Origin of the sequence: Salinicola halimionae (genome assembly GCF_003206065.1) — a bacterium.
Classification (GTDB): Bacteria; Pseudomonadota; Gammaproteobacteria; order Pseudomonadales; family Halomonadaceae; genus Salinicola; species Salinicola halimionae.
Genome location: NZ_PZJQ01000002.1, coordinates 490224 through 515319 on the forward strand (window position 1 = coordinate 490224; position 25096 = coordinate 515319).

The following is a 25096-nucleotide window of genomic DNA, read 5'->3' on the forward strand; positions in this document are numbered from 1 at the left end:
GGGACGCGCTGAGCTTCTCGCAACGCGCCGCCATAGGTGGTCGCCTCGCTTTTCATCATCGTTTTCTATCTTTTCTATACCAGTTCCGGGCTGGTCGCCGGCGGCAAGCTGCTTACCACCGTTTTTGGCATGGACTATGAGCTGGCGGTTGTCATCGGGGTGCTGGCAATCATCTCCTACACCTTCTTCGGTGGCTATCTGGCGGTGTCATGGACCGATGTGCTGCAGGGCATCATGATGTTGCTGGCGTTGGTTGCCGTACCGATTGCCGACGATCTCTACAAGGCGACATTCCGAAAACAGGCTTCACAGAGGGAGCTACTGCTGGTGGGTCGCATAGCTGTTCTTGGCGTGTCTGTCGTGGCGCTGTCACCGGATTCCAATGTATTGGGGCTGGTCTCTTACGCCTGGGCCGGCTTCGGTGCCTGTTTCGGTCCAACGCTGATTCTCTCGCTTCACTGGAAGCGCATGAATCAGTGGGGTGCCCTGGCCGGCATTCTCATCGGTGGCTTGACCGTTATCGTCTGGTCTCGGCTGTCGGGTGATCTTTTTGATCTCTACGAAATCGTGCCTGGATTCGTGCTTTCGCTGCTTGCCATCGTGACAGTTTCTCTGGCCACGGCTGCTCCCTCTCTTTCGGTCTCGCGTCAGTTCGATGAGATGCGATCCGAGCTTCACCAACCGTGACAGGAGGCTCACCCATGAAGGTTCTCGTCGGCGTCAAACGCGTCATTGATTACAACGTCCAGGTGCGAGTGCGTGCGGATAATACGGATGTCGATCTGACTCATACCAAAATGGCCATGAATCCGTTTTGCGGGATCGCGGTGGAAGAGGCCATTCGCCTGAAAGAAAAGGGCGTGGCCACCGAGATCGTGGCCGTCGGGGGCGGCCCCAGGGCGGCACAGGATCAACTGCGCACCAGTTGGCTGAGCCGATGGCGACGCTCATTACGGTGCAGATCGACGACTACACGCATCTGCTGGCCAGTTCATCCACAACCGGTAAGAACGTGCTACCGAGAGTCGCTGCTCTCCTGGGCTTTCCGCAGCTCTCCGATATCGTTGCCGTGGAAGCGGCGGACACGTTCAAACGTCCTATGATACGCCGGGGGCGCCATCGCCACGGTGATTAACAGTGCGCCGCTCAAAATTGCGACCGTTCGGACCAGCGCTTTCGAGGCGGTATCAACCGGTGAAAGTCTCGCTGTTATCAATCAAGGTGGCGCCGCCATCCTGGCGGTTGAAACGGTCGTCGAGAATCAGCTATCGACTTTCTTCAGCGAGACGCAGGCAGCCTCGGATGGCCCTGAACTGGGATGTGCTCGAGTGGTCGTTTCCGGTGGCCGAGGTCTGGGCAGTGGTGAAAATTTCAAGCTGCTTGAGGGCGTGGCAACCCAACTGGGCGCGGCGATTGGCGCCTCGCGAGCCGCCGTGGATGCGGGCTACGTCGACAACGATAAGCCGGTCGGGCAGACCGGCAAGGTGGTGGCCCCTGATCTGTATATTGCAGTCGGTGTCAGTGGTGCGATCCAGCATTTGGCCGGCATGAAAGGGTCACGCGTCATTGTGGCGATTAACAGTGATGAGGAGGCGCCTATTTTCCAGGTTGCTGATTACGGCGTGGTCGGCGATCTGTTCGAGATCATGCCCGAGCTTGAACGCGAACTGCGAAATTGAGAGCGTCGCTGATCATTGAACGGGGCCGTTGAGACGGCCCCGATGAAGGCGCGGAGGGTGGAGCGATTCGATGGCGCAAAGCCATTTGTGACGCGGGCTCGTCCGATCCGTATCCAGTATCGTGCGCCGTCAGATCAGATCAGCCTGGCTCAAGCCTGGTAGTCGCTCTCGGAATAGAGCACGCGCAGACGCAGGGTGTGATCGACCTGCTTGAGCGCTTCCAGGGCCTGCTTGCCGTAGGCCTTGTCGACGTCGATGACAACGTAGCCGACCTTGTCGTTGGTCTGCAGGAACTGGCCGGCGATGTTGATGCCGTTCTCGGAAAGCACGCGGTTGATCTCGAACAGCACACCGGGCACGTTCTCGTGGATATGCAACAGGCGGTGCTTGTCCGGATGCGACGGCAGCGCCACTTCGGGGAAGTTGACCGAGGTGATGGTGGTGCCGTTGTCGGAGTAGGTCACCAGCTTTTCGGCGACTTCGATCCCGATGTTCTGCTGCGCTTCCAAGGTCGAACCGCCGATGTGCGGGGTCAGAATCACGTTCTCGAGTCCGCGTAGCGGCGAGGTGAACTCTTCGTCGGCGCCCTTGGGTTCGACCGGGAACACGTCGATCGCTGCACCCAGCAGCTTGCCGCTCTTGAGCGACTCGGCCAGCGCTTCGATGTCGACGACCGAACCGCGCGAGGCGTTGATCAGAATACCGCCCTGTTTCATCAGCGCGATCTGCTCGGCACCGATCATCCAGCGCGTGGAGGGGAGGTCCGGCACATGCAGACTGACCACGTCGGCGCGGGCCAGCAGTTCTCCAAGGCTGCCGACCTGACGCGCGTTACCCATCGCCAGCTTGGTCACGACGTCATAGTAGAGCACGTCGAGGCCGAGAGACTCGGCGAGTACCGAGAGCTGGGCGCCGATGCTGCCGTAGCCGACGATGCCCAGGGTCTTGCCGCGAGTTTCATGCGAGTTCTTGGCGGATTTCAGCCAGCCGCCCTGGTGCGCGCGGGCGTTCTTTTCGGGAATGCCACGCAGTAGCATGACCGTTTCGGCCAGCACCAGTTCAGCGACCGAGCGCGTATTGGAGTAGGGCGCGTTGAACACCGGAATGGCACGCTTGAGCGCAGCGTCGAGGTCGACCTGGTTGGTGCCGATGCAGAAACAGCCGACGGCGGTGAGCTTCTCGGCCGCGGCGAAGACTCGTTCGTTGAGCTGGGTTCGGGAGCGAATGCCGATGAAGTGCACGTCGCGGATCTTTTCGATCAGATCTTCTTCGGTCAGCGACGTGGAGAGCGTCTCGATATTGGTGTAACCCGCGTTCAGCAGTGTATCCACGGCGGACTGGTGAATGCCCTCGAGCAGGAGGATCTTGATCTTGCTCTTGTCCAGAGACGTCTTGGCCATTGGTGGATCAACCCTTCTTCATCGGCTTGTGGCGACGGTGGCATAAAAGCGGCGTCGCAATCATGGGGAAGATCTGGCGGGACTGGGGCAGGAATCTCCGCCACAGCGGCGCCAGCGGGCGCACAGCTTAACACAGGGACTGCGGGGCGGGATGAAAATGACGAGGCTTCAACATGAGGCGAATGCATCCGCCTCGCGCGTTTGGTGCAGCGCGAACGTGCTTCCTGCGGTCGCCACGGTCGCATGTAGGCGCGGATTTACCGCCAAGGGCAGACGCCCCCCCGGGGCGGCGGTGTATACTGAAAGTTGTTTCCGAGCCGGCGCGGCGATGTTGACGCTTGCGCCTCGAAGAACGCTCCGGCCCCGTATGGGTGTCTTCGAGCGCTGACATGAGAGCCCCATGCCCGACAAGATGGCTGACAAGGACGTTTCCCAGGACGTTTCCCAGGACGTTTCTCAGGACGTTTCTCAGGACTTTGCCGCGACGCTGGATCAGCTCGAGACGCTGGTGTCCCAACTCGAATCCGGCGAGTTGACGCTGGAAGCATCGCTGACCGCTTTCGAGCGCGGCATTCGGTTGACGCGCGATGCTCAGCAGCGTCTCGACAGTGCCGAACTCAAGGTGCAGGCGCTGCTCGAACAGGGAGATGAGACGCTGCAGGCGGTGCCATTCGATGCTCAGGAGTCACCCGATGTGCGTTGAGACGCCTCGCGTCGAGGGGGCAATCGACGCCGTGCGGGCGCGCAGCGAGCATGTGCTGGCCGGCTGGCTCAATCGGCAGGGCGGTACCTGCGTCAGCCTCGACGATGCGATCAGTTACAGCGTACTGGGTACCGGCAAACGGCTGCGCCCGGTGCTTGTCTACCTTGCCGGGCGAGCGCTCGGTGCCGATGATGACGCCCTGGACGCACCGGCAGCAGCGATCGAGATGATTCATGCCTATTCGCTGGTTCACGACGATCTGCCGGCGATGGATGATGACGATCTGCGACGCGGCCGACCCACGGTGCATCGCGCGTTCGACGAGCCGCTGGCGATTCTGGCCGGCGATGCGCTACAGACGCTGGCGTTCGAAGCGCTGGCTTCCCGGCCACACCCACGGTTGGGAGCGATGGTGACCACGCTCGCTCGAGCGGCCGGCCGCGATGGCATGGCAGCCGGGCAGGCGATCGACCTGGGCGCCGTCGGCGCGCCGATGGATCTTGCGGCATTGCAGGCGATGCATCAGCACAAGACCGGCGCATTGATCCGGGCCGCGGTACGCCTCGGCGCCCTGGGCGCGGTCGACGAATCCGATCCGCGGGTCGCTGCGCTGGATCGTTACGCCTCGGCCATGGGGCTGGCATTCCAGATTCACGATGACGTGCTCGACGTCACCGGAGACACCCAGACGCTGGGCAAGACTTCCGGCGCCGACGCACGTCGCGACAAACCCACCTATCCCGCTCTGCTTGGCGTCGCACAAGCGCAGAATCGCGCTCGCGATCTGCTCAACGATGCGCTCGATTCACTCGAGCCGCTGGGCGAGGCCAGCCAGCCACTGGCGGCGCTGGCTAGATTCATGATCGATCGCGATCACTGACCGGTACTGACATGTCTATGAAGCTGTTCGACGAAATTCCCACTCAGCGACCGCTGACGCCGCTGCTCGACACGCTCGAGTCTCCCAAGGGATTGCGCGACATGTCGCTGACGCAACAGCGCCAGGTGGCCGATGAGCTGCGGGCCTATCTGCTGTACAGCGTGGGCTGCAGCGGTGGCCATTTCGGCGCCGGCCTTGGCGTCATCGAATTGACCGTGGCGCTGCATCGCGCGCTGGAGACGCCCCACGACCGGGTGGTGTGGGACGTCGGCCATCAAGCCTATCCCCACAAGATTCTGACCGGTCGGCGAGAAGCGCTGTCGAGCATTCGCCAGTATGGTGGGTTGGCCGCGTTTCCGCGGCGCCAGGAATCGCCCTTCGATACGTTTGGCGTGGGCCATTCGAGCACTTCGATCTCGGCGGCGCTGGGCATGGCCCTGAGTGCCCGAACCAAGGGCGAAAAACGCCGCGTTTGCGCCGTGATAGGCGACGGCGCGCTGACGGCGGGAATGGCGTTCGAGGCACTGGCTCACGCCGGCCACGTCAATGCGAACCTGCTGGTCGTGCTCAATGACAACGAGATGTCGATCTCGGAAAATGTCGGCGGCATGGCCAGCTATCTGACGCGCATTCTGACCAGCAAGCCGTATGCCGCCATGCGCGAAAACGGCAAGCGAGTGCTGTCGCATCTGCCCGGTGCGCTGGAATTCGCCCGTCGCACCGAGGAGCACGTCAAGGGCATGATCAGCCCGGCGACGCTGTTCGAGGAGATGGGATTCAACTACATCGGGCCGATCGATGGTCATGATCTCGGCGCGCTCAACCAGGCGCTGGAAGCGGTGCGTGACCTCGACGGCCCGCAGTTCCTCCATGTTCGTACTCGCAAAGGTCGCGGCTTCCGGCCGGCGGAAGCCGATCCGATCGGCTTCCATGCGATCACCAAACTGGAGAAGACGCCGCGCGATTCTTCGGGCCCGAAGCCGCACGATGCCTCTTCATCGGGCTCGAAGCCGCGCAGTGAAGATTTATTGCGCCCAAAGCCGCGCACCGAAGACATTCAGCGCCCAACGCCGCGCAAATATTGCAACGTGTTCGGCGACTGGCTGTGCGACATGGCGGCCGAGGATCCCAGATTGATCGGGATTACGCCGGCGATGCGCGAGGGCTCCGATCTGATCCGCTTCTCGCAGATCTATCCCGAGCGCTACTACGATGTGGCGATCGCCGAGCAGCATGCGGTGACGTTGGCGGCGGGCATGGCCTGCGAGGCGATGAAGCCGGTGGTGGCAATCTATTCGACCTTTCTGCAGCGTGGTTATGACCAGCTCATCCACGATATCGCCGTGCAGCATCTCGATGTCACCTTTGCCATCGATCGTGCCGGGCTCGTGGGTGAAGATGGCCCGACGCACCATGGCGCGCTGGATCTGTCCTTTCTGCGTTGCGTCCCGGGCATGGTCATTCTGGCGCCAGCGGACGAGGCCGAGTGCCGGGCGATGCTCTCCACCGCTTACCATTACGATGGCCCTGCGGCCGTGCGCTATCCTCGCGGCACCGGACCGGGTAGCGAGATCCCTCAGACCCTCGAGGCGCGAGTGCCGCTCGGCAAGGCCGAATTGCGTCGTGAAACGACTGCAGGAAAGGGTACGCGCATTGCACTATTGGCCTTCGGCAGCCTGAATACTCCGGCGGGCGAACTTGCCGAACGCCTGAATGCCACGCATCTCAACATGCGCTCGGTGAAACCGCTGGATCGCGAAGCGATTGTGACTGCGGCGCGGGATCACGACCTGCTGGTCACGCTCGAGGAGAACGTTGTCGCCGGCGGCGCCGGTAGCGGCGTCAACGAGCTGTTGGCAGCCGAAGGGATTCTGGTTCCGGTGCTGAATCTGGGTATTCCCGACGCCTTCGTCGAACACGGCAAACCGGCCGAGCTACTGCGCGATTGCGGTCTGGATGCCGATGGCATCGAAGCAGCCATTCGCATCCGACTCAACACGAACAACGACTGATAGGATTTTCATGTCAATTGCCATTCTGATCGGCGCCGTTATCGGCTATCTCTTCGGCAAGTTGCCGGGACTCTTGATCGGTGCCGCCCTCGGCTGGTGGGTCAGCCGCAAGCTGCGCAGCTCCCTGTTGGGCCGCGTCGTCAATATTCAGCATCAATTCCTAGAGTCCACCTTCGCGGTGATGGGCTGCGTGTGCAAGGTCGATGGCCACATCACCCAGGATGAGATTCGCACGGCGGAGATGCTGTTCGATCGGCTCAATTTGAGCGGAGAGATGCGTGAGCGCGCGAAAGCCGCGTTCAATCGGGGCAAGGAGCCAGAGTTCGATCTCGATGCCGAGGTGGCCAAAATTCGCCAGGTTGCCGGGAGCCAGCGTGCCCTGCTGCAGGTGTTCCTGCAGGTGCAACTGGCAGCCATCGCCGCTGACGGCGAGATGCATCCCGCCGAGCACGACATGCTGTTGCGAGTGGCGAGGGGGCTCGGTTTCTCGGAGGCTGAAATCCAGCAGATCGAAGCCATGCTGCGCGGCGGTGCCCATCAGGGCGCTGGCGGCGCGAGCAGCGGCCAGTCGCTGGAAGATGCCTATCGCGTGCTGGGGCTTTCCGAGGAGGCAACGGACGCCGAGCTCAAGCGTGCCTATCGCAAGCTGATGAGCGAAAACCACCCCGATAAGCTGGCCGGCAAGGGGCTTCCCGAAAGTATGCGAGAAATGGCCAAGGAGCGGACCAGCGAGATCAGCAACGCCTACGATCTGATCAAGAAAACGCGAGAGCAGCGAGGCTGAGCCCTCTCCCGGGTCTTGCGGCCCGTTGACGCCGTAGCAATGGAAGCCGCCGGTGACGCTTGTCGCCGGCGGCTTCTGTCGTTGATGCCCTGTCGTATCGCGCAGCAGCACCGACAGGCGGAACGTTGAAGATGACTTCCAGAGTGGAAATCGGTCTTCCAGGGTCGAACGCGGCAGGAAAGTCGCTATTGTTTCGTGGCGGCTAACAGGCTTAGATAGAGGTTCGCTCGCGGAGACTGCCGCTTCAGGGACGTGACTGCATGCCAGCGAAGGCCGATCTCTACCGCACCGCCGCCCGAATGCTGGGCACGATCGACAAGAGTGGTTGGGTATTGCGTTACCGCTATGGTGATCGGCGTCTGCTCGAGGACATCGTGCTGCCCGCGCTGAATCGGGACCCTGCGGTGCAGGATCTACTGCTGGTGGGGTGTGCCTGGTATACCCGGCATTATCCTCGGCTGCTGCCACACAAGCGCGTCATGACCATGGAGATCGATCCGGCCAAGGCGGCGTTCGGCGGTGATCCGCATATCGTCGCCAACATGACCGATATGACCGAGCACGTGGCGTCGGACAGCCTGGACGCGGTGATCTGCAACGGCGTGCTGGGTTGGGGGCTCGATGAGCCGGAGGCGGTGGAAGCTGCCTTCGCGGGTGCGGCGGCCTGCCTCAAGCCCGGCGGGGTTTTCCTGTTGGGCTGGAATGACATCCCGCCACGCAACGGTTGCCCTCCGGATACCATCGCAGCGCTCGATGGGCTGGAAATCGCCGATATCCCCGGTCTGAAAACCCATTCTCTGATCGCCCTCGAGCGCAACCAGCACTGCTACCAGGCTTATCGCAAACCGTAGCGTGCTTATCAGCTTTCTCTGACGCCCACCCAGAATACCGACCAGATGCCCTCGAACCGGCGCTCCAGCTCGCGCTTTTCGTACATGAACGTCTCCGAGAGCAGGCCGTCGACGACGCAATAGAACGCGGCAATGAAGTGGTCGTCGGCCAAGGTCGACCGTAATGCGCCGATTCGGCGACCCTCCTGCACGAACTCGATGAGGCGCCGATCGATCCGCGATTCGCCCTTGACAGTGATGGCCTCCGTTTCGGCAACGAGATCCTGCGGGGGGAACAGCAGGAAGCGCTTGTAGAACACGCCTTGATGCTCGCGGTAGGCGAACGTGGCGCACTGTTGCAGCAGATGGCGCAGCCGATGCTCGAGCGAGGCGTCGGCCATGTCAGCCAGGCTGGCGTCGATCAGGGCGATCATGTCGTTGTCGGCGTCGCGGGACAGCTCCAGAAACAGGGCTGCCTTGCTGTCGAAATGATTGTAGATCGAGGGCTTCTTGATGCCGGCGGCAGTCGCGATCTGCGCTAGCGTCGTCCCTTCGTAGCCGTGGCGGGCGAACAACGAGAGGCCGATCTGTTTGAGGCGGTCACGGGTGTTCAAAGGTCGTCTTCCGGTGAGTCTGGAGAGCCGTAGCTTGCCGAGTTCCATAGGGATGAGTAAACTAACGACCGTTAGTTAGGGTCATTTTTCTCGGACGGTCAAGCCATGATTCAGCCCCAATGGATGATTCACCCCCAATGGATGATTCTCCCGCTCGCCGGCCTGGCCGAGGTCGGCTGGGCCAGCGGGCTCAAGCATGCCGACTCGGCCCCGACCTGGGCGATGACCGTGGTGCTGGCGGTCGTCAGCCTGTGGCTGGCGTCCATTGCCGTACGCACCATGCCGACCAGTACTGTTTATACGGTATTCGTCGGTCTGGGCGCCGTGGGTACGGCCATTGCCGATTGGCTGTTCTTTGGCGTCGCCTTTCACTGGCCGGTGCTGGCGTTCATCGCGCTGCTGCTGGCCGGCGTGATCGGGCTGCAGCAGGTGAGCGACTGATGGATATCACCACACTTCACTGGCTGGCCCTGCTCGCTTCGGGCTGTTTCGAGATCGTCGGCGTCGCCGGGTTCGACCGGCTCAATCGGGGCCAGCGCTTGCCGGGCCTGGCGCTGCTTCTCATCGGCTTTGGCAGTTCGCTGGGGTTGCTGTCCATCGCCATGCGCTCGATCGATATGGGCGTAGCCTACGCTATCTTCACCGGTATCGGGACGCTCGGCAGTACGCTGATGGGCATGCTGCTGTGGGGCGAATCGCGACGTCCGCTGAGGCTGGCTTTCGTTGGCATGATTGTGGCGGCGGTCGTGGGCTTGAAACTGGCGAGTTAGCGAGATTGAGGCTGGTAAGTTAGCGAGTCGGTCGGGCCGTGCGTCGCTGTATGAACGAGGATCATTGGCCGTATTGGCCAGTGCCACCTACGCTGACATGCCCATCGCCAGACCTGGAGTCCCGCATGCACCCGATCGTCCACACGGTCATCGTCGGTATCATCAGCTATCTCGTCTTGATCGCCATCATTCGGCTGTCCGGCAAGCGCACGCTGTCGAAGTGGAACGCTTTCGATTTCGTGGTCACCATCGCGCTGGGTTCGACGCTGTCGACGGCGCTGGTGTCGACGCAGGTCTCGCTGGGACAAAGTATCACCGCGTTCCTGATCATCGTGCTGTTGCAGTTCGCCATCACCTTTTCCTCGGTGCGCTCACGCGAGGTCAAGAATCTGGTCAAATCACAGCCGACATTGTTGCTCTATGACGGTCAGTATCGCCACGAGACCCTGCGCCGCGAGCGTGTGGTCGAAGCCGAGGTCATGGCCGCCATTCGGGAGAACGGCATCGCCGATGTCGAGAGCGTACACGCCGTGGTGCTGGAAACCGACGGGAGTTTCAGCGTCATCCCGGAGGCCGGCAGCAGCGATTCGGCACTGTACGGTGTCGCGGGGCTACCGGCGCGCTCGAAATCGGCTCATCCTGACGACTAGCGTCAGCTCGTCTCGTGGGCCGAAGGGAGCGCGTCTTCGGCCTCCAGAAAACCGCCGGACTGGCGTCGCCATAGCCGCGCATAGAGGCCGTTTTGGCGAATCAGTTCGGCGTGGCTGCCCGCTTCGACGATGCGGCCGCGCTCCATCACCACCAGTCGATCCATGGCGGCGATGGTGGAGAGGCGATGCGCGATGGCGATCACCGTCTTGCCCTCCATCAGCCGATCCAGGTTCTCCTGGATCGCAGCCTCGACGTCGGAATCGAGCGCCGAGGTCGCCTCGTCAAGAATCAGGATTGGCGCATCCTTGAGCATCACTCGAGCGATGGCCAGGCGCTGGCGCTGGCCGCCGGAGAGCTTGACGCCGCGCTCGCCGACGTGGGCATCGAAACCTTCATGGCCCTGAGCGTCGTGTAGCGATTCGATGAAATCCGCCACGTGGGCCTGCTTCGCTGCCTGCCAGGCCATTTCATCCGTGGCATCGGGGCGACCGTAAAGCAGATTGTCGCGCACCGAGCGATGCAACAACGAGGTATCCTGGGTCACCATGCCGATCTGCGCGCGCAGACTCTCCTGCGTGACATCGGCGATATCCTGGCCATCGATGCGAATCGCTCCGCCTTCCAGGTCGTAGAATCGAAGCAGCAGGTTGACCAGCGTCGACTTGCCCGCGCCTGACGGCCCGATCAGACCGATCTTCTCGCCGGGGCGGATCGTCAGCGATAGCTCGTCGATGACGCCGCCGCCCTTGCCGTAATGAAAGCGGATGCGGTCGAAGGCGATTTCGCCGCGGCCGATGGCCAGCGGCTCGGCGTCGGGTTCGTCCTCGATCCGTCGCGGCAGTGAAAGCGTCGCCATGCCGTCCTGTACCGTGCCGATATTCTCGAATAGCGCCGATACCTCCCACATGATCCACTGCGACATGCCCCATAGCCGCATGACCAGGCCCAGCGCGACGGCCACCGCGCCCACGCTGACCGCCTGGCTCAGCCATAGCTGAATCGAGAGCCAGCCGACGCTGAACACCAGCAACGCGTTGAGCAGATAGAGCAGGCCGTACAGGCCCGTCACCAGTCGCATCTGGCGGTGGACCGTCACCAGGAAGCCGCTCATGCTCTCCTTGGCGAAGGCGGCCTCGCGCTTGGCATGGGAGAACAGCTTGACGGTCTGGATGTTGCTGTAGCTGTCGACGATGCTGCCGGTCATGCGTGAGCGAGCATCGGCCTGGGACTTGGAGACGCGCCCCATGATCGGCACGAAGATGCGCAGCAGGACGACGTAGCCCACCAGCCATGCCACCAGAGGGACGGCCAGGCGCCAATCCGCGCTGCCCACCAGAATCAACGTGCCGATAAAATAGACGCTGACGTAGTTGAGCACGTCGAACAGCTTGATCACGCATTCGCGTACGGCCAGTGATGTCTGCATCACTTTGGTCGCGATGCGTCCGGCGAATTCATCCTGATAGAAGTGCATCGACTGCCGCAACAGGTAGCGATGGGCCATCCAGCGAATGCGCATGGGAAAGTTGCCCATCAACGTCTGCTGACTGAACAGCGAGTGCAACCAGACCAGACTAGGCAGCAGGATCAGCACGATGAAAGCCATGCCGGCCAGTTTCCAACCCTGACTGGCGAGAAACGTTGCGCGATCCTGGCCCGCCAGCCAGTCGACGATGTTGCCGAGGAAGCCGAACATCCATACTTCGATACCGGCGATCAGCGCCATCAGCACCGTCGCCGCCATCAGGTATGGCCAGGCGCCGCGGGTGTAGTGCAGGCAGAAGGCGATCAACGTGTCCGGCGGGCGCTGCGGTTCCTGCGGCGGGAAGGGATCGAGACGGTTTTCGAACCAGCGAAACATGGCAATCCTTGAGAGTAATAGCGACGGACTGGCGCCCGCTCATCGAACGACGCTGCCAGTCGTAACGATCCTGAGGCTCGTTACCGAGCCCAGTGTCGTTACCGAGCCTAGTGTCGTTACCGATCATAGTGTTCGTGGGAACTTTGGCAATCCGCGGATCGAACTTACGGCCTCGAGATCGTCGTCACGCCTTGAATGGCAGAACGGCCGTGTAGATGGCCAGGAAATGACAGACGCTGCCGCCGATTACGAACAGATGCCAGATCGCGTGATGGAAGGGAATCGCGCGGATGGCGTAGAAGATCACGCCGACGGTGTAGGTGATGCCGCCGGCGACCAGCAGCGCGATGCCGCGATCGGAGAGACGATCAGCCAGGTCGCCGGAGGCGATCACGATCAGCCAGCCCATGATCAGATAGATGAACACCCGCAGTACGCTGAATCGATGCGGCCACGCCAGCCGCAGGGCGATGCCGCCGAGCGCCAGACTCCAGATGACAGCGAACAGGGCCCAGCCGGTCGGGCCGCGCAGGTTGACCAGCAGAAACGGCGTGTAGGTGCCGGCGATCAGCAGATAGATCGCGCAGTGATCGAACGTCTGGAACAGGCGCTTCAGGCGTTGGCTACGAAAGCCGTGGTAGAGCGTCGATGCGGTATACAGCAGCAACAGGCAACTGCCGTAGAGCGAAACGCTGACGATCTTCCAGGGATCGACGTGAGCGGCGATGCTGGCCAGTACGATCAGCACGATCATGCCGACGAGACTCAGCGCCGCGCCGATGCCGTGGCTGATGCTGTGCAGCCACTCTTCGAGCCGCGAGAACTCGGCTTCCGGTTCGCTTGCGGTGGCTCGAGCGGCTTCCGGCGAGGTCGATTGGTTTGATGGAGAGGTAGGTTGGTTTGATGGAAAGCGTGACATGGTTTCGAAACCCCTCGGCGCTCACGTTGGTATGCATCGGTTGGTATGCACAAGTCGGCGGCGATCAAGACTCAGGATTCAAAAGCTATCTGACGTGACTGGACGACATGGCCAGCGTTCAGGTTCTCCTTGCATGATGACGCCGATGTGACATCGGCAAAAGCCTGGGCATGCGAGAGAGGAGGAAAATCAGGCGTCGCGTTCGATGTCCACATCGCTGGCGGGGGTGAAATCGTCCAGATCCATCATGTGGTTGAGCTTGCCGACCTTGGTGGTCAGGTAATGCTCGTTGAACGGGTTGCGGCCGGTGGTGATCGGCAAGCGCTCGTGGATTTCCACGCCATCGCCCGTCAGCGCTTCGACCTTGCGCGGGTTGTTGGTCATCAAGCGCAATGACTGGATGCCCAGGTGTTCGAGCATCGGCACGCAGATATCGTAACGGCGCTGATCGGCGCCGAACCCCAGACGCTCGTTGGCTTCCACGGTATCGGCGCCGTCGTCCTGCAGCGCGTAGGCGCGGATCTTGTTTAGCAGGCCGATACCGCGGCCTTCCTGGCGCAGATACAGCAGGGCACCGCGGCCTTCGTCGGCGATCCGCTTGAGCGCCTCCTGAAGTTGATAACCACAGTCGCAGCGCATCGAGAACAGTGCGTCGCCGGTCAGGCATTCCGAATGCACCCGGGCGAGAACCGGCTCTGGCGTGGTGACATCGCCAAGCGTCAGCACGACGTGTTCCTTGCCGGTCGCTTCTTCCTGGAAGCCGTGCAGCATGAACGTCGCCCAGGGCGTGGGTAGTTGCGATGCGGCAATGAAGCGGATCGTCACGATGACCTCGCGATATGAGGGGGCATTCGGATGCTCGAACGTCAAAGGCTCGACCGAGAGCGCCGACAATTAAAGGGCCGGCATTATAACAGGCCTGCCGGTCGATCCGTTACAATGAGAGCAAATCTCGAACGCAAAGGCTGTCATGACTTTCTCCAAGGATACCCAGCCGCAGGCGCTGCACAACGATCGCCTGCTACGGGCACTGGCTCGCCAACCGGTCGACCGCACGCCGGTCTGGATGATGCGACAGGCCGGCCGTTATCTGCCGGAGTATCGTCAGACCCGAGCCCACGCCGGTAGTTTCATGGATCTCTGCCGCAATGCCGAACTGGCCTGTGAAGTGACCATGCAGCCGCTCGATCGTTATCCGCTGGACGCGGCGATTCTGTTCTCGGATATTCTGACCATTCCGGATGCCATGGGACTCGGGCTCTACTTCGAGACCGGCGAAGGTCCCAAGTTTCGCAAGACGGTACGCACCGCCGCCGATGTGGCCGCGCTGACCGCACCCGATGCCGAGCGCGACCTTGGTTACGTGATGAACGCCGTCAGCACGATCCGCCGCGAACTCGACGGTCGCGTGCCGCTGATCGGTTTCTCGGGCAGCCCGTGGACGCTGGCGACCTATATGGTCGAAGGTGGCTCGAGCAAGGATTTTCGCCATCTCAAGGCAATGCTCTACGGCGATCCGCAAACCCTGCACGCCCTGCTGGGCATCCTGGCGACCGCGGTCACAGACTATCTCAACGCCCAGATCCGCGCCGGTGCTCAGGTCGTGCAGATCTTCGATACCTGGGGTGGTGCGCTGTCGACGCCGGCCTATCGCGAGTTCTCGCTGGCCTACATGCAGCGCATCGTCAGCGGTCTGATCCGAGAACATGGCGGCCGCCGTGTGCCGGTGATCCTGTTCACCAAGAACGGCGGGCAATGGCTCGAGTCGATCGCCGACAGCGGTTGCGATGCCGTGGGACTGGACTGGACCACCGAGTTGTCTGACGCCCGGCGCCGTGTCGGCGGCCAAGTCGCGCTGCAGGGCAATCTCGATCCCAACGTGCTGTTTGCACCGCCGTCGCGAATTCGCGAGGAAGTGGCGCGAATCCTCGAGAGCTTCGGGCCGGGCGAGGGCCATGTGTTCAACCTGGGGCACGGCATCAGCCAGTTTACCGATCCCGATCACGTCACCGCGTTCATGGATGCGCTGCATGAACTCAGCCCCGCCTATCACCAGTGAATCTATTGGTAACGAACCCGGCGGCAGAGAGCCAGTCAGCAAAGGATTCGGCGATGGCCTGCTGCTGTTCGACGCCGACTGTCCGTTCTGCCGGCATTCGGTGCGCTGGTTGTTGGGGCACGAGCGCCGCGACAGCCAGCTGCGCATCGCTGGGCTGAAGAGCCCGGTGTCTCGCCGACTCGGCGAGCACTTCGGGCTCGACTTCGCGGGTACCGATAGCATCTGGTTCATTGCCGGGGGCGAGCTTAGCCGCAATAGCGATGCCGCCTGGCGCCTCGCCACTCGGCTGGAAGGATCATGGCGGCATATCAGCGCGCTGCGTAAGGTGCCGCGGCCCTTGCGTGAGAGTGGCTATCGGTTCGTTGGCGATCACCGCCACCGACTGGCATTCGCCGGTGGCGAGCGACTCGAAGACCATGAGCGCTGGCTCGAGTCGCTGACGTCCGAACTCTGCCGGCGCTGCGGGCTGCCGCCCGAACTCGGCGACGAAAGTTGATCACGAGTTGCAGCACTGTGATCAAGATATCGATCCGATCATCGAGCAAGACAGCGACCGGGAGCCGACGAGGATGCGCATGAGCCTGTGGCAAAAAGGGTGCGCCCTGGCGACGCTGATCTGGGTTGCGGGTATCGCCTGGGGCAGCTTGAGCCCGGCCTCCGACTTGCCGCAACACCTGCCGTGGGACAAGTTCAATCACTTCATTGCTTACGCCGGTCTGGCGGTGGGGCTACGCCTAAGCGGAAGCCGCTGGCGAATCGCATGGATCGTGGCGATCGCTTTTAGTGTCGCTATCGAGTACTTGCAGCTCTGGGCGCCGGGACGTCATGGCGGCGACTGGGGCGATATTCTCGCCAATTCGATTGGCGCGAGCACGGGTCTGCTGGGGCTGTCATTGATTGGAATCGTATATCGGCAGCGTTAGCGACCTCACGTTAGCGATCCAACAATAGTCGAAGAGATCGTTCTATCGCCGCCCGGAGGCATCGTGACGCCGGGCGTGGGCTTTGCGCACCATTTTGGTGCCTTTGTTTCTTTTAAGCACTGTTTTGAAACAAATTGTTCTTTTTTTGGCGAGTCGGATCGCGAAGAGACGTTGCGGGTATGGCGATTCACAACGCTAGAGTAGCGTTGAAACAGGGTTTTACGGCTTGGAGCGCGAAAGTGGAACGAACTTTGCTAATTTCATCTGGGCATGTCTCGACATGCACTCAAAATGATAACGCGAGGGAGTTGATTCCATATGCGCCACAAGAATAAAAGCCTGATCGTACTGCCAGCCGCCATGCTAGCCGCGGCTGCCGTCACTCACGTTCAGGCAGCCACGCTGGATGATGTCAAAAGCAGCGGCGAGTTTACCTGCGGCGTCAGCACAGGGCTGACCGGCTTCTCGTCACCCGATGAGAACGGCAAGTGGACCGGGATCGACGTCGAAGTCTGCCGTGCCGTTGCCGCCGCCGTTCTAGGCGATCCGGAAAAGGTCGTCTTCTCGCCGCTGACCGCCAAGGAGCGTTTCACCGCGCTGCAGTCCGGTGAAGTCGATGTACTGTCGCGCAACACCACCTGGACTGCCACTCGCGACAACTCGCTGGGTCTGAACTTCGCCGGCGTCAACTTCTACGACGGTCAGGGCTTCCTGGTCCGCAAGGACCTTGGGGTCAAGAGTGCCACCGAACTCGGCGGTGCATCGGTCTGCGTGCAATCTGGCACCACCACCGAGCTCAACCTGGCCGACTACTTCAAGTCTCACGACATGCAGTTCCAGCAGGTCGCGTTCGACACGTCCGATCAGTCGGCGCAAGGTTTCGACAGCGGCCGGTGTGACGTGCTGACTTCCGACTCCTCGCAGTTGGCAGCCCTGCGCCTGCAGTTGGCCGATCCCAAAGGCGTCGAGATCCTGCCGGAGCGTATTTCCAAGGAGCCATTGGGGCCGGTAGTGCGCCAGGGCGACGATCAGTGGTTCAACATCGTCAAATGGACGCTGTTCGCCATGCTCGACGCCGAAGAGCTGGGCGTGACCAGCGATAATGTCGACGAGATGCGCGACAACCCGCCGAACCCGGACGTGGCACGCCTGCTGGGTAAAGATGGCGCCTTCGGCGAACAGATGGGTATCAGCAATGACTGGGCCTACAACGTCGTCAAGATGGTGGGCAACTATGGTGAAGTCTTCGAGCGTACCGTCGGCATGGACTCCCCGATGGAACTCGAGCGCGGTATCAACGCGCTATGGACCGAAGGCGGCATTCAGTATGCCCCGCCGGTTCGCTAAGCGTTAAACCGTCCTCTCGACACCGCGTCCCTTCGGTCTGAGCGCCGGGGCGCGGTGCCTCTCAACGCTCGAGTAGAGACAACTCATGCTGCGTCCATCCACTACCCTACCGCGACGGGGGCGGGGCCCCTTGTGGCGAAATCCCGCCGTCCGCGCCCTGATCATCCAGGCCGTGCTGTTCTTGGTGCTGGCAATCGTCGTCGGTTACCTGGTTCACAACACGCTGCTCAATCTCGAAGCCCGCGGTATTCACACCGGGTTCGGCTTTCTCGAAGGGCGGGCGGGTTTCGCGATCCCGCAAACGCTGGTCGAGTACACCAGCGACAGCACCTACGGCAAGACATTCGTCATCGGGCTGCTCAATACGCTGCTGGTGTCGGCGTTGGGTATCGTGGCGGCCACGATCATCGGTTTCATGGTCGGTATCGCGCGGCTGTCGCCCAACTGGCTGTTGGCTCGCCTGGCGACGATCTACGTCGAGACCTTCCGTAATATCCCGCTGCTGGTCCAGATCCTGTTCTGGTATTACGCCGTGCTGCGGGCGTTGCCATCGCCGCGACAGAGCCTGTCGCTTTTCGATGCCTTCTTTTTCAATGTGCGGGGGATGGTGATGCCCGACCCGCAGCCGCTGGATGGCTTCTCCGCGACGCCGTGGGCGCTGTTGCTCGCTGTCGTTGGCGCGATCCTGTTCGGGCTGTTCGCCAAACGGCGTCAGGCTAGCACCGGCCAAGCGCTGCCTGTCTACTGGATCGGCGCGTGCCTCGTCATCGGCGTGCCGCTGATCGTGTTCCTCGTCACGGGGTCGCCGCTCGAATGGGTCATGCCGAAAATGACCGGTTTCAACTTCCGCGGTGGCATCAATATCCTGCCGGAGCTGCTGGCGCTGTGGCTGGCGCTGTCGATCTACACGGCGGCTTTCATCGCCGAGATCGTGCGATCGGGCATTCTGTCGGTCTCTCACGGTCAGACCGAAGCGGCGCGCTCGCTGAGCCTGCCGGAGGCCATCACCCTGCGCAAGATCGTCATCCCGCAGGCGATGCGCGTCATCATTCCGCAGATGACCAGTCAGTATCTCAATCTGATCAAGAATTCATCGCTGGCCACGGCTATCGGTTACCCGGACCTGGTCGCCGTATTTGCCGGTACCACGCTGAACCAGACGGGACAGGCGATCGAGATCATCGCCATGACCATGGCGGTCTATCTGGTCATCAGCCTGACGGTATCGTTTCTGATGAATCTCTATAACGCGCGCACACTGCTGAAGGAGCGTTGAAATGACGACTGACTCTACCTTCCGCACCGAGATGATCGAAGCGAGAGAAGCGCCCAACCAGAGCCGGGGCGTGCTTGGCTGGTTCCGCGCCAATCTGTTCAATGGCCCGATCAATAGCATCGTCTCGATCGTGGTGATTTTGCTGCTGGCGCGGTTGGTCTGGCCATTCCTCGAATGGGCGGTGATCGATGCCGACTGGATCGGCACCACACGTGATGCCTGTACCGGCGAAGGAGCTTGCTGGGTCTTCATATCGGCCCGTTTCGAGACCATAGTCTACGGCTTCTACCCCGAAGCCGCTCGCTGGCGTGTCGATATCGTGTTTGCGCTGCTGGCGATTCTGGTCGCCTGGCTGGCGATTCCCGGGACCCCGCGCAAGAAATGGGTCGCGTTGTTCACATTGACCGGATTCCCCATCATTGCCTACTTCCTGCTGGTGGGCGGCTCGTTCGGACTCGAATACGTGCCGACCCGAGCCTGGGGCGGGTTGATGCTGACCCTGACGATCGCCGTGGTTGGCATCGTGGGATCATTGCCTCTGGGGATCATTCTGGCGTTGGGGCGGCGCTCGAAGATGCCGTTCGTCAAGGGGATCTGCGTGATCTTCATCGAGTTCTGGCGCGGGGTGCCGCTGATCACGGTGCTGTTCATGGCCTCGGTCATGCTGCCGCTGTTCGTGCCGGGCAATCTGGACTTCGACAAGCTGTTGCGCGCGCTGATCGGCATCATGTTCTTCTGGAGCGCCTACATGGCTGAGGTCATTCGCAGTGGCCTGCAGGCAATCGGCAAGGGACAGAACGAGGCCGGGCAGGCTCTGGGGCTGAGCTACTGGCATCGAACGGGGCTGATCATTCTGCCGCAGGCACTCAAGCTGGTCATACCGGGTATCGTCAACACCTTCATCTCGCTGTTCAAGGATACCTCGCTGGTCCTGATCATCGGTTTGTTCGACCTGCTGGCGATCATCCGGGCAGGGCTGACCGACTCGAACTGGCTGGGTTTCTCCACCGAGGGCTACGTTTTCGCGGCCGCCGTGTTCTGGATCTTCTGCTTCAGCATGTCTCGCTACAGCCAGTACATCGAGCGCCGTCTGAACACTGGACATAAACGGTGAGTGCGATGAACGTGTCCGCATTCACCTCCTCACATATCAAGATTGTCATCAGGAAATCATTGCCATGAGCGAAGCGACAGCGTCTCGGACAACCGCGCCCGGCAGCGACGGCCCGATGATCGAGATCGATCATCTCAACAAGTGGTACGGCAGCTTCCATGTGCTGCGCGACATCAACCTGACCGTGACCAAGGGCGAGCGCATCGTCATCTGTGGCCCCTCGGGGTCGGGTAAATCGACGATGATTCGCTGCATCAATCACCTGGAAGAGCATCAGCAGGGCTCGATCGTGGTCAACGGCGTGCCGATGACCAATGACGTCAAGCGGATAGAGCAGATTCGCCGCAACGTCGGCATGGTCTTCCAGCACTTCAACCTGTTCCCGCACCTGAGCGTGCTGGAAAACTGTTGTCTGTCGCAGATCTGGGTGCAGAAGAAGCCGCGGGTCGAGGCGGAAAAGACCGCGATGGAGTATCTCGAGCGTGTTCAGATCGCCGATCAGGCGCTGAAGTATCCCGGGCAGCTCTCTGGAGGGCAGCAGCAACGTGTGGCGATCGCTCGCGCACTCTGCATGCGACCCGAGGTGATGCTGTTCGACGAACCGACATCGGCCCTCGACCCGGAGATGATCAAGGAAGTGCTCGACGTCATGATCGAGCTGGCACACGAAGGCATGACCATGCTCTGTGTCACCCACGAGATGGGCTTTGCCAAGACCGTCGCCGACCGGGTGATCTTCATGGACCAAGGCCAGATCATCGAGGAGGCACCGCCGAACGAGTTCTTCAACAATCCGCGCTCGGAACGCACCCAGCTGTTCCTCAGCCAGATTCTCGGCCATTGAAATAGTCACTGAGGGCGCTTGGAAATGGGTATCGAGAAAATCTTCGTGAATGGCGCACCGCAACCGATCGCGCCGTTCTCCCACGCCTGCAAGGTCGGCGATCTTGTCTTCATCACCGGACAGATGCCGACCGTGCCGGAGACCAACGAGATGCTGCTGGGAACGTTCACCGAACAGACACACCGGGTGATGCAGAATCTGGCAATCGTGCTCGAAGCCGTCGGCAGCAGCTTCGAGCATGTCGTCCAGAGTCGGGTGTTCATCACCAACATGGGTCACTTCGAAGAGGTGAACGGCGTCTATGCCAGCTACTTCGAAAACCCCTTGCCCACGCGCACCTGCATCGGTGTCACCGGCCTGGCCGGTGGCGCCGATGTCGAGGTGGACATGATCGCCTGGATACCGCCTGCCACCGATTGAAAGACGGCTCTTTACGTTTCGACGACACCCCGCCCATTGGCGGGGTGTCGCTGTTTCTGGCCGAGAGTCGTTCGTGGCAGGGAATTGAATCGTGCATGGCAGAAAATTGCGTATGTTTGGGATGACATAGGCTACTGCTGCTGATCTCTGTGTCAGGGAATCGATGGCAGCTCGATTTCATCGCTACGTTGAATGCCCGCGGTCATCTCTCGGCACAGGCGCAGAAATTCCCGCATCCCGGTCGTCAGGTACTTCTGGCGATGCCAGATGAACGCAAATCGCCGAGTGAGGTCCATCTCGGGCGTGGCAATCGGTACCAGACTGCCGCGGCGAAAGGCATCTCTCAGCGCCAGCCGCGAGACGCAGCCGATGCCAAGCCCGGATTCCACCGCGCGCTTGATGCCTTCGGTATGCTCCAGTTCCAGCAGGATGTTGAAACGCCCGCGGCGATGACGCATGGCGTGCTCCAGCGTCCGGCGCGTGCCGGACCCCACTTCGCGCATGATCCAGGCCTCGCGAAGTAGCCGCTCGACGTCGGCACTACCTTCGCTGGCGAGCGGATGGCGTGGCGAGCAGAACACGGTCAGGTCGTCTTCGATCCACGGTTGAATGACGATATCGTCATGCTGGCAGTCGCCTTCGATCAGCCCCAGGTCCAGCTCGTGCAGTGCAATACGCTCGACGATGGAGGCCGTATTGCGGACCTGTAGCCTGACGCGACTCTCAGGGTAGCGTTGCATGAAGTCGCTGATCAGTAGTGTCGCCAGATAGTTGCCGATGGTCAGCGTGGCACCCACTTCCAGCGAGCCGATGCCGGTCTGGCCCTGCAGCAGCTCCTCGATCTCCTCACCCCGATCCAGCAAGGCCACCGCCTTGGGTAGCAGCTGAAAACCCAGCGCATTCAGCTTGAGACGCTTGCCGAGCCGGTCCAGCAACTGACAGTCGAACTGCTTTTCGAGCTCCGACAGGGCCGTGCTGGTCGCCGATTGCGACATCGACAGTGTCTCGGCGGCGCGAGACACGCTCTGCTGCTGGGCGATTGCCACGAACACCTCGAGCTGACGCAGGGTATAGCGCATGCCGGGATCCTTTATCGGTTTTGTGGATATAGGTTATCCAAATAATCCACTTAACAGAATACCGTGTTCTTCTTATAGTTGACGCATCTAGTCGGCATCCCGGTTATGCCTTTTCGCTATTATCGTTCGTCGTTATCGTAAGGACCCGATCATGAGCAAGTTTGCGTTGGAAGAGGTGTTGAGCGTTCATCATTGGAACGACACGCTGTTCAGTTTCCGCACCACACGCGAGCGCAGCCTGCGTTTCAAGAACGGGCAGTTCGTCATGATCGGCCTGGAAGTGGACAGCAAGCCATTGGTGCGTGCCTATTCGGTCGCCAGTCCCAATTATGAAGATCACCTCGAGTTCTTCAGCATCAAGGTGCAGGACGGCCCACTGACGTCGCGTCTGCAGCATCTGAAAGTCGGCGATCAGATCATGGTCAGCCGCAAGCCGACCGGCACGCTGGTCTGCGACGATCTGCTGCCGGGACGCAACCTGTACATGCTATCTACCGGTACGGGTCTGGCGCCGTTCATGAGTCTGATCCAGGATCCCGAGGTCTACGAGCGCTACGAAAAAGTCGTGCTGATTCACGGCGTACGATCGGTCAGTGAACTGGCCTATGCCGACTTCATCTCCAGGGAGCTGCCGGCGCATGAGTACCTGGGCGACGAGATCCGCGAGAAGCTGGTCTACTACCCGACGGTGACGCGCGAGGAGTTCCATACCATGGGTCGTCTGACCGACCATATCCGTAGTGGCAAGCTGGTCGAAGACACGGGGCTGCCGCCGCTGGATCCGAAACAGGATCGGGCCATGATCTGCGGCAGCCCGGCGATGCTCGAGGAAACCAGCGGACTGCTCGACGAATTGGGTTTTGCCATTTCGCCGCGAATGGGCGAGCCGGGCGACTACGTCATCGAGAGGGCCTTTGTTGAAAAATAAGGTCGAGAAATGATCCGACTCTCCGAGCGCGTGAACACGTGAGCTTGAAGCGGAAATAAAAAAAACCGCCTCCNNAGGCGGTTTTTTTCGGGCTGATTTCGAGCGTAAGTTTGAGTTTGAAAAGTCGGCGAGCGATGGTCAGGCAAGGCAAAAAATCAGCGCAAAAGCGGAGTTTACGAGATGTAAATGAGCATTTTAAGCTGATTTTTTAACGCCGTATGACCGAGCGCAGCCAGTTTTCAGACCGCGTCCTTGCCGGTCTCGCCGGTACGGATACGGATGACCTGCTCCAGCGGGGAGACGAAGATCTTGCCGTCGCCGATCTTGCCGGTATTGGCCACCTTGGTGATGGCATCGATCACCTGATCGCTCATGGAATCATCGACGGCGACTTCGAGCTTGATCTTGGGGAGGAAGTCGACCACGTATTCGGCACCGCGGTAGAGCTCGGTGTGACCCTTCTGACGGCCGAAACCCTTGACCTCGGTTACGGTAACGCCCTGCACGCCGATCTCGGATAGAGACTCACGCACGTCGTCCAGCTTGAACGGTTTGATGATGGCGGTAACCAGTTTCATGGAAGTTCTCCTCGCGTGCGATGGACGGATAATGTGCGCTCAAGTCCTTGAGTCGCCGTCATGAATGACCGACGACTGTTAGTTTAAGCATACACCGCCGATCGCGGGAATTAAAAAAGGCCCCCCGAAGGGGGCCAGGGGAGCACGCCAGCTCACTCGGTGTGTCGGCTCACTTCTTGCCGACGTTGAATTCAGGATAGGCTTCCATACCGCATTCCGCGATATCGACGCCTTCATATTCTTCTTCTTCGGAGACTCGGATACCCATCACTGCCTTGATGATGCCCCACACGATCAGGCTGGCAATGAAGGTCCAGGCGAAGATGGTCACGATTCCCAGCAGCTGCGCCCCGAACGTTGCATCACCGTTGGAGAAGGGCACCGCGATAAGGCCCCAGATACCGACCACGCCGTGAACCGAGATCGCGCCGACCGGATCGTCGACTTTGACCTTGTCCAGCGTCACGATGGCGATGACCACCAGCAGGCCGCCGACCGCACCGATCAGTGTCGCGCCCAGGGCGGTAGGGGCCAGCGGCTCAGCGGTGATCGCAACGAGGCCTGCCAGCGCGCCGTTCAACGCCATGGTCAGGTCGGCCTTGCGGAACCACAGTTTGGCCAGAATGATTGCCGCAATGACGCCACCGGCAGCGGCCGCATTGGTGTTGACGAAGACCTGGGCAACGGCGTTGGCTTCATCGACGTTGGACACCATCAGTTCGGAGCCACCGTTGAAACCGAACCAGCCCAACCACAGGATGAACGTGCCTAGTGTTGCCAGCGGCAGATTGGAGCCCGGAATCGCGTAGATGGCACCGTTCTTGCCATATTTGCCCTTGCGCGCGCCCAGCAGCAGGACACCGGCGAAGGCGGCTGTCGCGCCACACAGATGGACGACGCCGGAACCGGCGAAATCCTGGAAGCCGGCCGCGTCGAGAAAACCACCACCCCATTTCCAGTAGCCCTGGACCGGATAGATGAAACCGGTCATGACGACGGCAAAGAGCATGAAGGCCCACAGTTTCATTCGCTCGGCGACGGCGCCGGAGACGATCGACATTGCCGTGGCGACGAATACGACCTGGAAGAAGAAGTCGGAGCGTGCCGAGTAATAGACGTCGCCGCCGCTGGACATCACGTCATCGACACTATTTTCCGCACCGATCAGGAAGCCGAGGTTGGGGAAGAAACCGCCGCTCTCGCTGGAGTACATGATGTGATAGCCGACCAGCAGATACATGGTGCAGGCAATGGCGTAGAGAACCACGTTCTTGGTCAGAATTTCGGTGGTGTTCTTGGCGCGCACCAGACCCGCCTCGAGCATGGCGAAACCGGCCGCCATCCACATTACCAGGGCGCCCGTCACCAGAAAGTAAAAGGTGTCGAGTGCGTAGGAAAGTTGAACTACTTGATCATTCATTCTTT

The 25096-nt window shown here is 61.0% G+C and carries 26 protein-coding genes and 2 pseudogenes; 20 read left to right on the top strand and 8 right to left on the bottom strand.

Features of this window, described 5'->3' with window-relative positions:
- The first annotated feature begins 36 nt into the window (after nucleotides 1-36).
- From DOM27_RS02790 to DOM27_RS02800, 3 genes and pseudogenes are all read left to right on the top strand, one after another.
- Entirely contained in the window at nucleotides 37-687 is a 651-nt protein-coding gene (locus DOM27_RS02790; protein ID WP_342588599.1) for a sodium:solute symporter family transporter, read from the top strand.
- Between the two features lie 14 nt (nucleotides 688-701).
- A pseudogene (locus tag DOM27_RS18065) lies at nucleotides 702-926 on the top strand (electron transfer flavoprotein subunit beta/FixA family protein); the annotation flags it as partial.
- Nucleotides 917-1679 (top strand): annotated as a pseudogene (locus tag DOM27_RS02800) (electron transfer flavoprotein subunit alpha/FixB family protein); the annotation flags it as partial. The pseudogenes DOM27_RS18065 and DOM27_RS02800, both read left to right, overlap by 10 nt.
- Nucleotides 1680-1828: 149 nt before the next feature.
- On the opposite strand, the gene serA reads toward DOM27_RS02800, so the two are convergent.
- Nucleotides 1829-3079 (bottom strand): phosphoglycerate dehydrogenase, encoded by a 1251-nt coding sequence (serA, locus tag DOM27_RS02805; RefSeq protein ID WP_110654524.1) that lies wholly within the window; start codon nucleotides 3077-3079, stop codon nucleotides 1829-1831.
- Between the two features lie 412 nt (nucleotides 3080-3491).
- Here serA and DOM27_RS02810 point away from each other — a divergent pair, with 412 nt between their 5' ends.
- The 5 genes from DOM27_RS02810 (at nucleotide 3492) to DOM27_RS02830 (ending at nucleotide 8309) form a co-directional block, all read left to right on the top strand.
- Complete coding sequence (locus DOM27_RS02810; RefSeq protein ID WP_110654913.1) at nucleotides 3492-3782, top strand: exodeoxyribonuclease VII small subunit; 291 nt, start codon at nucleotides 3492-3494, stop codon at nucleotides 3780-3782.
- Nucleotides 3772-4662 (top strand): farnesyl diphosphate synthase, encoded by an 891-nt coding sequence (locus DOM27_RS02815; RefSeq protein ID WP_110654525.1) that lies wholly within the window; start codon nucleotides 3772-3774, stop codon nucleotides 4660-4662. The genes DOM27_RS02810 and DOM27_RS02815 overlap by 11 nt, the downstream gene beginning before the upstream one ends.
- A gap of 17 nt (nucleotides 4663-4679) precedes the next feature.
- The gene (locus DOM27_RS02820) at nucleotides 4680-6674 is read left to right on the top strand and encodes a 1-deoxy-D-xylulose-5-phosphate synthase (RefSeq protein ID WP_188113683.1); all 1995 of its coding nucleotides are present in this window, start codon (nucleotides 4680-4682) and stop codon (nucleotides 6672-6674) included.
- 10 nt (nucleotides 6675-6684) lie between these two features.
- A complete protein-coding gene (gene djlA, locus DOM27_RS02825) occupies nucleotides 6685-7458 on the top strand; it encodes a co-chaperone DjlA (protein ID WP_110654527.1) in 774 nt (257 codons plus the stop codon).
- Between the two features lie 260 nt (nucleotides 7459-7718).
- A complete protein-coding gene (locus tag DOM27_RS02830) occupies nucleotides 7719-8309 on the top strand; it encodes a methyltransferase domain-containing protein (protein WP_110654528.1) in 591 nt (196 codons plus the stop codon).
- A gap of 8 nt (nucleotides 8310-8317) precedes the next feature.
- Here the strand turns inward: DOM27_RS02830 and DOM27_RS02835 are convergent, their stop codons facing one another.
- A complete protein-coding gene (locus DOM27_RS02835; protein WP_157956701.1) occupies nucleotides 8318-8902 on the bottom strand; it encodes a TetR/AcrR family transcriptional regulator in 585 nt (194 codons plus the stop codon).
- A gap of 105 nt (nucleotides 8903-9007) precedes the next feature.
- On the opposite strand from DOM27_RS02835, the gene DOM27_RS02840 reads away from it, so the two are divergent.
- The 3 genes from DOM27_RS02840 to DOM27_RS02850 all read left to right on the top strand — a co-directional run bounded on the left by DOM27_RS02840 (nucleotide 9008) and on the right by DOM27_RS02850 (nucleotide 10322).
- Nucleotides 9008-9343, top strand: coding sequence for a DMT family transporter (locus DOM27_RS02840; protein ID WP_245392561.1), 336 nt, complete (start codon nucleotides 9008-9010; stop codon nucleotides 9341-9343).
- Entirely contained in the window at nucleotides 9343-9672 is a 330-nt protein-coding gene (locus tag DOM27_RS02845; RefSeq protein WP_110654530.1) for a DMT family transporter, read from the top strand. Before DOM27_RS02840 ends, DOM27_RS02845 begins: the two co-directional genes overlap by 1 nt.
- Before the next feature lie 125 nt (nucleotides 9673-9797).
- Complete coding sequence (locus tag DOM27_RS02850) at nucleotides 9798-10322, top strand: DUF421 domain-containing protein (protein ID WP_110654531.1); 525 nt, start codon at nucleotides 9798-9800, stop codon at nucleotides 10320-10322.
- A 2-nt stretch (nucleotides 10323-10324) separates the two neighbouring features.
- On the opposite strand, the gene DOM27_RS02855 is transcribed toward DOM27_RS02850, so the two are convergent.
- The 3 genes from DOM27_RS02855 to ribA all read right to left on the bottom strand — a co-directional run bounded on the left by DOM27_RS02855 (nucleotide 10325) and on the right by ribA (nucleotide 13928).
- Nucleotides 10325-12184, bottom strand: coding sequence for an ABC transporter ATP-binding protein (locus tag DOM27_RS02855; RefSeq protein ID WP_110654532.1), 1860 nt, complete (start codon nucleotides 12182-12184; stop codon nucleotides 10325-10327).
- A gap of 184 nt (nucleotides 12185-12368) precedes the next feature.
- The gene (gene trhA, locus DOM27_RS02860) at nucleotides 12369-13103 is read right to left on the bottom strand and encodes a PAQR family membrane homeostasis protein TrhA (RefSeq protein WP_110654533.1); all 735 of its coding nucleotides are present in this window, start codon (nucleotides 13101-13103) and stop codon (nucleotides 12369-12371) included.
- Nucleotides 13104-13292: 189 nt separating this feature from the next.
- A complete protein-coding gene (gene ribA, locus DOM27_RS02865) occupies nucleotides 13293-13928 on the bottom strand; it encodes a GTP cyclohydrolase II (protein ID WP_110654915.1) in 636 nt (211 codons plus the stop codon).
- Between the two features lie 145 nt (nucleotides 13929-14073).
- On the opposite strand from ribA, the gene hemE reads away from it, so the two are divergent.
- The 8 genes from hemE (at nucleotide 14074) to DOM27_RS02905 (ending at nucleotide 21086) form a co-directional block, all read left to right on the top strand.
- Entirely contained in the window at nucleotides 14074-15162 is a 1089-nt protein-coding gene (gene hemE, locus DOM27_RS02870) for a uroporphyrinogen decarboxylase (protein WP_110654534.1), read from the top strand.
- Nucleotides 15134-15658, top strand: coding sequence for a thiol-disulfide oxidoreductase DCC family protein (locus DOM27_RS02875; RefSeq protein ID WP_157956702.1), 525 nt, complete (start codon nucleotides 15134-15136; stop codon nucleotides 15656-15658). The genes hemE and DOM27_RS02875 overlap by 29 nt, the downstream gene beginning before the upstream one ends.
- Nucleotides 15659-15737: 79 nt before the next feature.
- Nucleotides 15738-16085 carry a VanZ family protein gene (locus tag DOM27_RS02880; protein ID WP_245392562.1) on the top strand — a complete coding sequence of 116 codons (348 nt, stop codon included), beginning with the start codon at nucleotides 15738-15740 and terminating at the stop codon, nucleotides 16083-16085.
- A 318-nt stretch (nucleotides 16086-16403) separates the two neighbouring features.
- Nucleotides 16404-17432 carry an amino acid ABC transporter substrate-binding protein gene (locus DOM27_RS02885; RefSeq protein WP_110654536.1) on the top strand — a complete coding sequence of 343 codons (1029 nt, stop codon included), beginning with the start codon at nucleotides 16404-16406 and terminating at the stop codon, nucleotides 17430-17432.
- A gap of 85 nt (nucleotides 17433-17517) precedes the next feature.
- Entirely contained in the window at nucleotides 17518-18708 is a 1191-nt protein-coding gene (locus DOM27_RS02890) for an amino acid ABC transporter permease (RefSeq protein WP_110654537.1), read from the top strand.
- A gap of 1 nt (nucleotide 18709) precedes the next feature.
- Nucleotides 18710-19822 carry an amino acid ABC transporter permease gene (locus DOM27_RS02895; RefSeq protein WP_110654538.1) on the top strand — a complete coding sequence of 371 codons (1113 nt, stop codon included), beginning with the start codon at nucleotides 18710-18712 and terminating at the stop codon, nucleotides 19820-19822.
- A 115-nt stretch (nucleotides 19823-19937) separates the two neighbouring features.
- The gene (locus tag DOM27_RS02900) at nucleotides 19938-20666 is read left to right on the top strand and encodes an amino acid ABC transporter ATP-binding protein (RefSeq protein ID WP_110654917.1); all 729 of its coding nucleotides are present in this window, start codon (nucleotides 19938-19940) and stop codon (nucleotides 20664-20666) included.
- A 24-nt stretch (nucleotides 20667-20690) separates the two neighbouring features.
- A complete protein-coding gene (locus DOM27_RS02905; RefSeq protein ID WP_245392563.1) occupies nucleotides 20691-21086 on the top strand; it encodes a RidA family protein in 396 nt (131 codons plus the stop codon).
- Nucleotides 21087-21238: 152 nt separating this feature from the next.
- On the opposite strand, the gene DOM27_RS02910 is transcribed toward DOM27_RS02905, so the two are convergent.
- The gene (locus DOM27_RS02910) at nucleotides 21239-22165 is read right to left on the bottom strand and encodes a LysR family transcriptional regulator (protein ID WP_110654539.1); all 927 of its coding nucleotides are present in this window, start codon (nucleotides 22163-22165) and stop codon (nucleotides 21239-21241) included.
- A gap of 151 nt (nucleotides 22166-22316) precedes the next feature.
- Here DOM27_RS02910 and DOM27_RS02915 point away from each other — a divergent pair, with 151 nt between their 5' ends.
- Nucleotides 22317-23093 carry a ferredoxin--NADP reductase gene (locus DOM27_RS02915; protein WP_110654540.1) on the top strand — a complete coding sequence of 259 codons (777 nt, stop codon included), beginning with the start codon at nucleotides 22317-22319 and terminating at the stop codon, nucleotides 23091-23093.
- Nucleotides 23094-23332: 239 nt separating this feature from the next.
- Here the strand turns inward: DOM27_RS02915 and glnK are convergent, their stop codons facing one another.
- Both glnK and DOM27_RS02925 read right to left on the bottom strand, forming a co-directional pair.
- Nucleotides 23333-23671 (bottom strand): P-II family nitrogen regulator, encoded by a 339-nt coding sequence (gene glnK, locus DOM27_RS02920; protein ID WP_035476361.1) that lies wholly within the window; start codon nucleotides 23669-23671, stop codon nucleotides 23333-23335.
- A gap of 169 nt (nucleotides 23672-23840) precedes the next feature.
- A complete protein-coding gene (locus tag DOM27_RS02925) occupies nucleotides 23841-25091 on the bottom strand; it encodes an ammonium transporter (protein ID WP_110654541.1) in 1251 nt (416 codons plus the stop codon).
- Nucleotides 25092-25096: the final 5 nt, after the last annotated feature.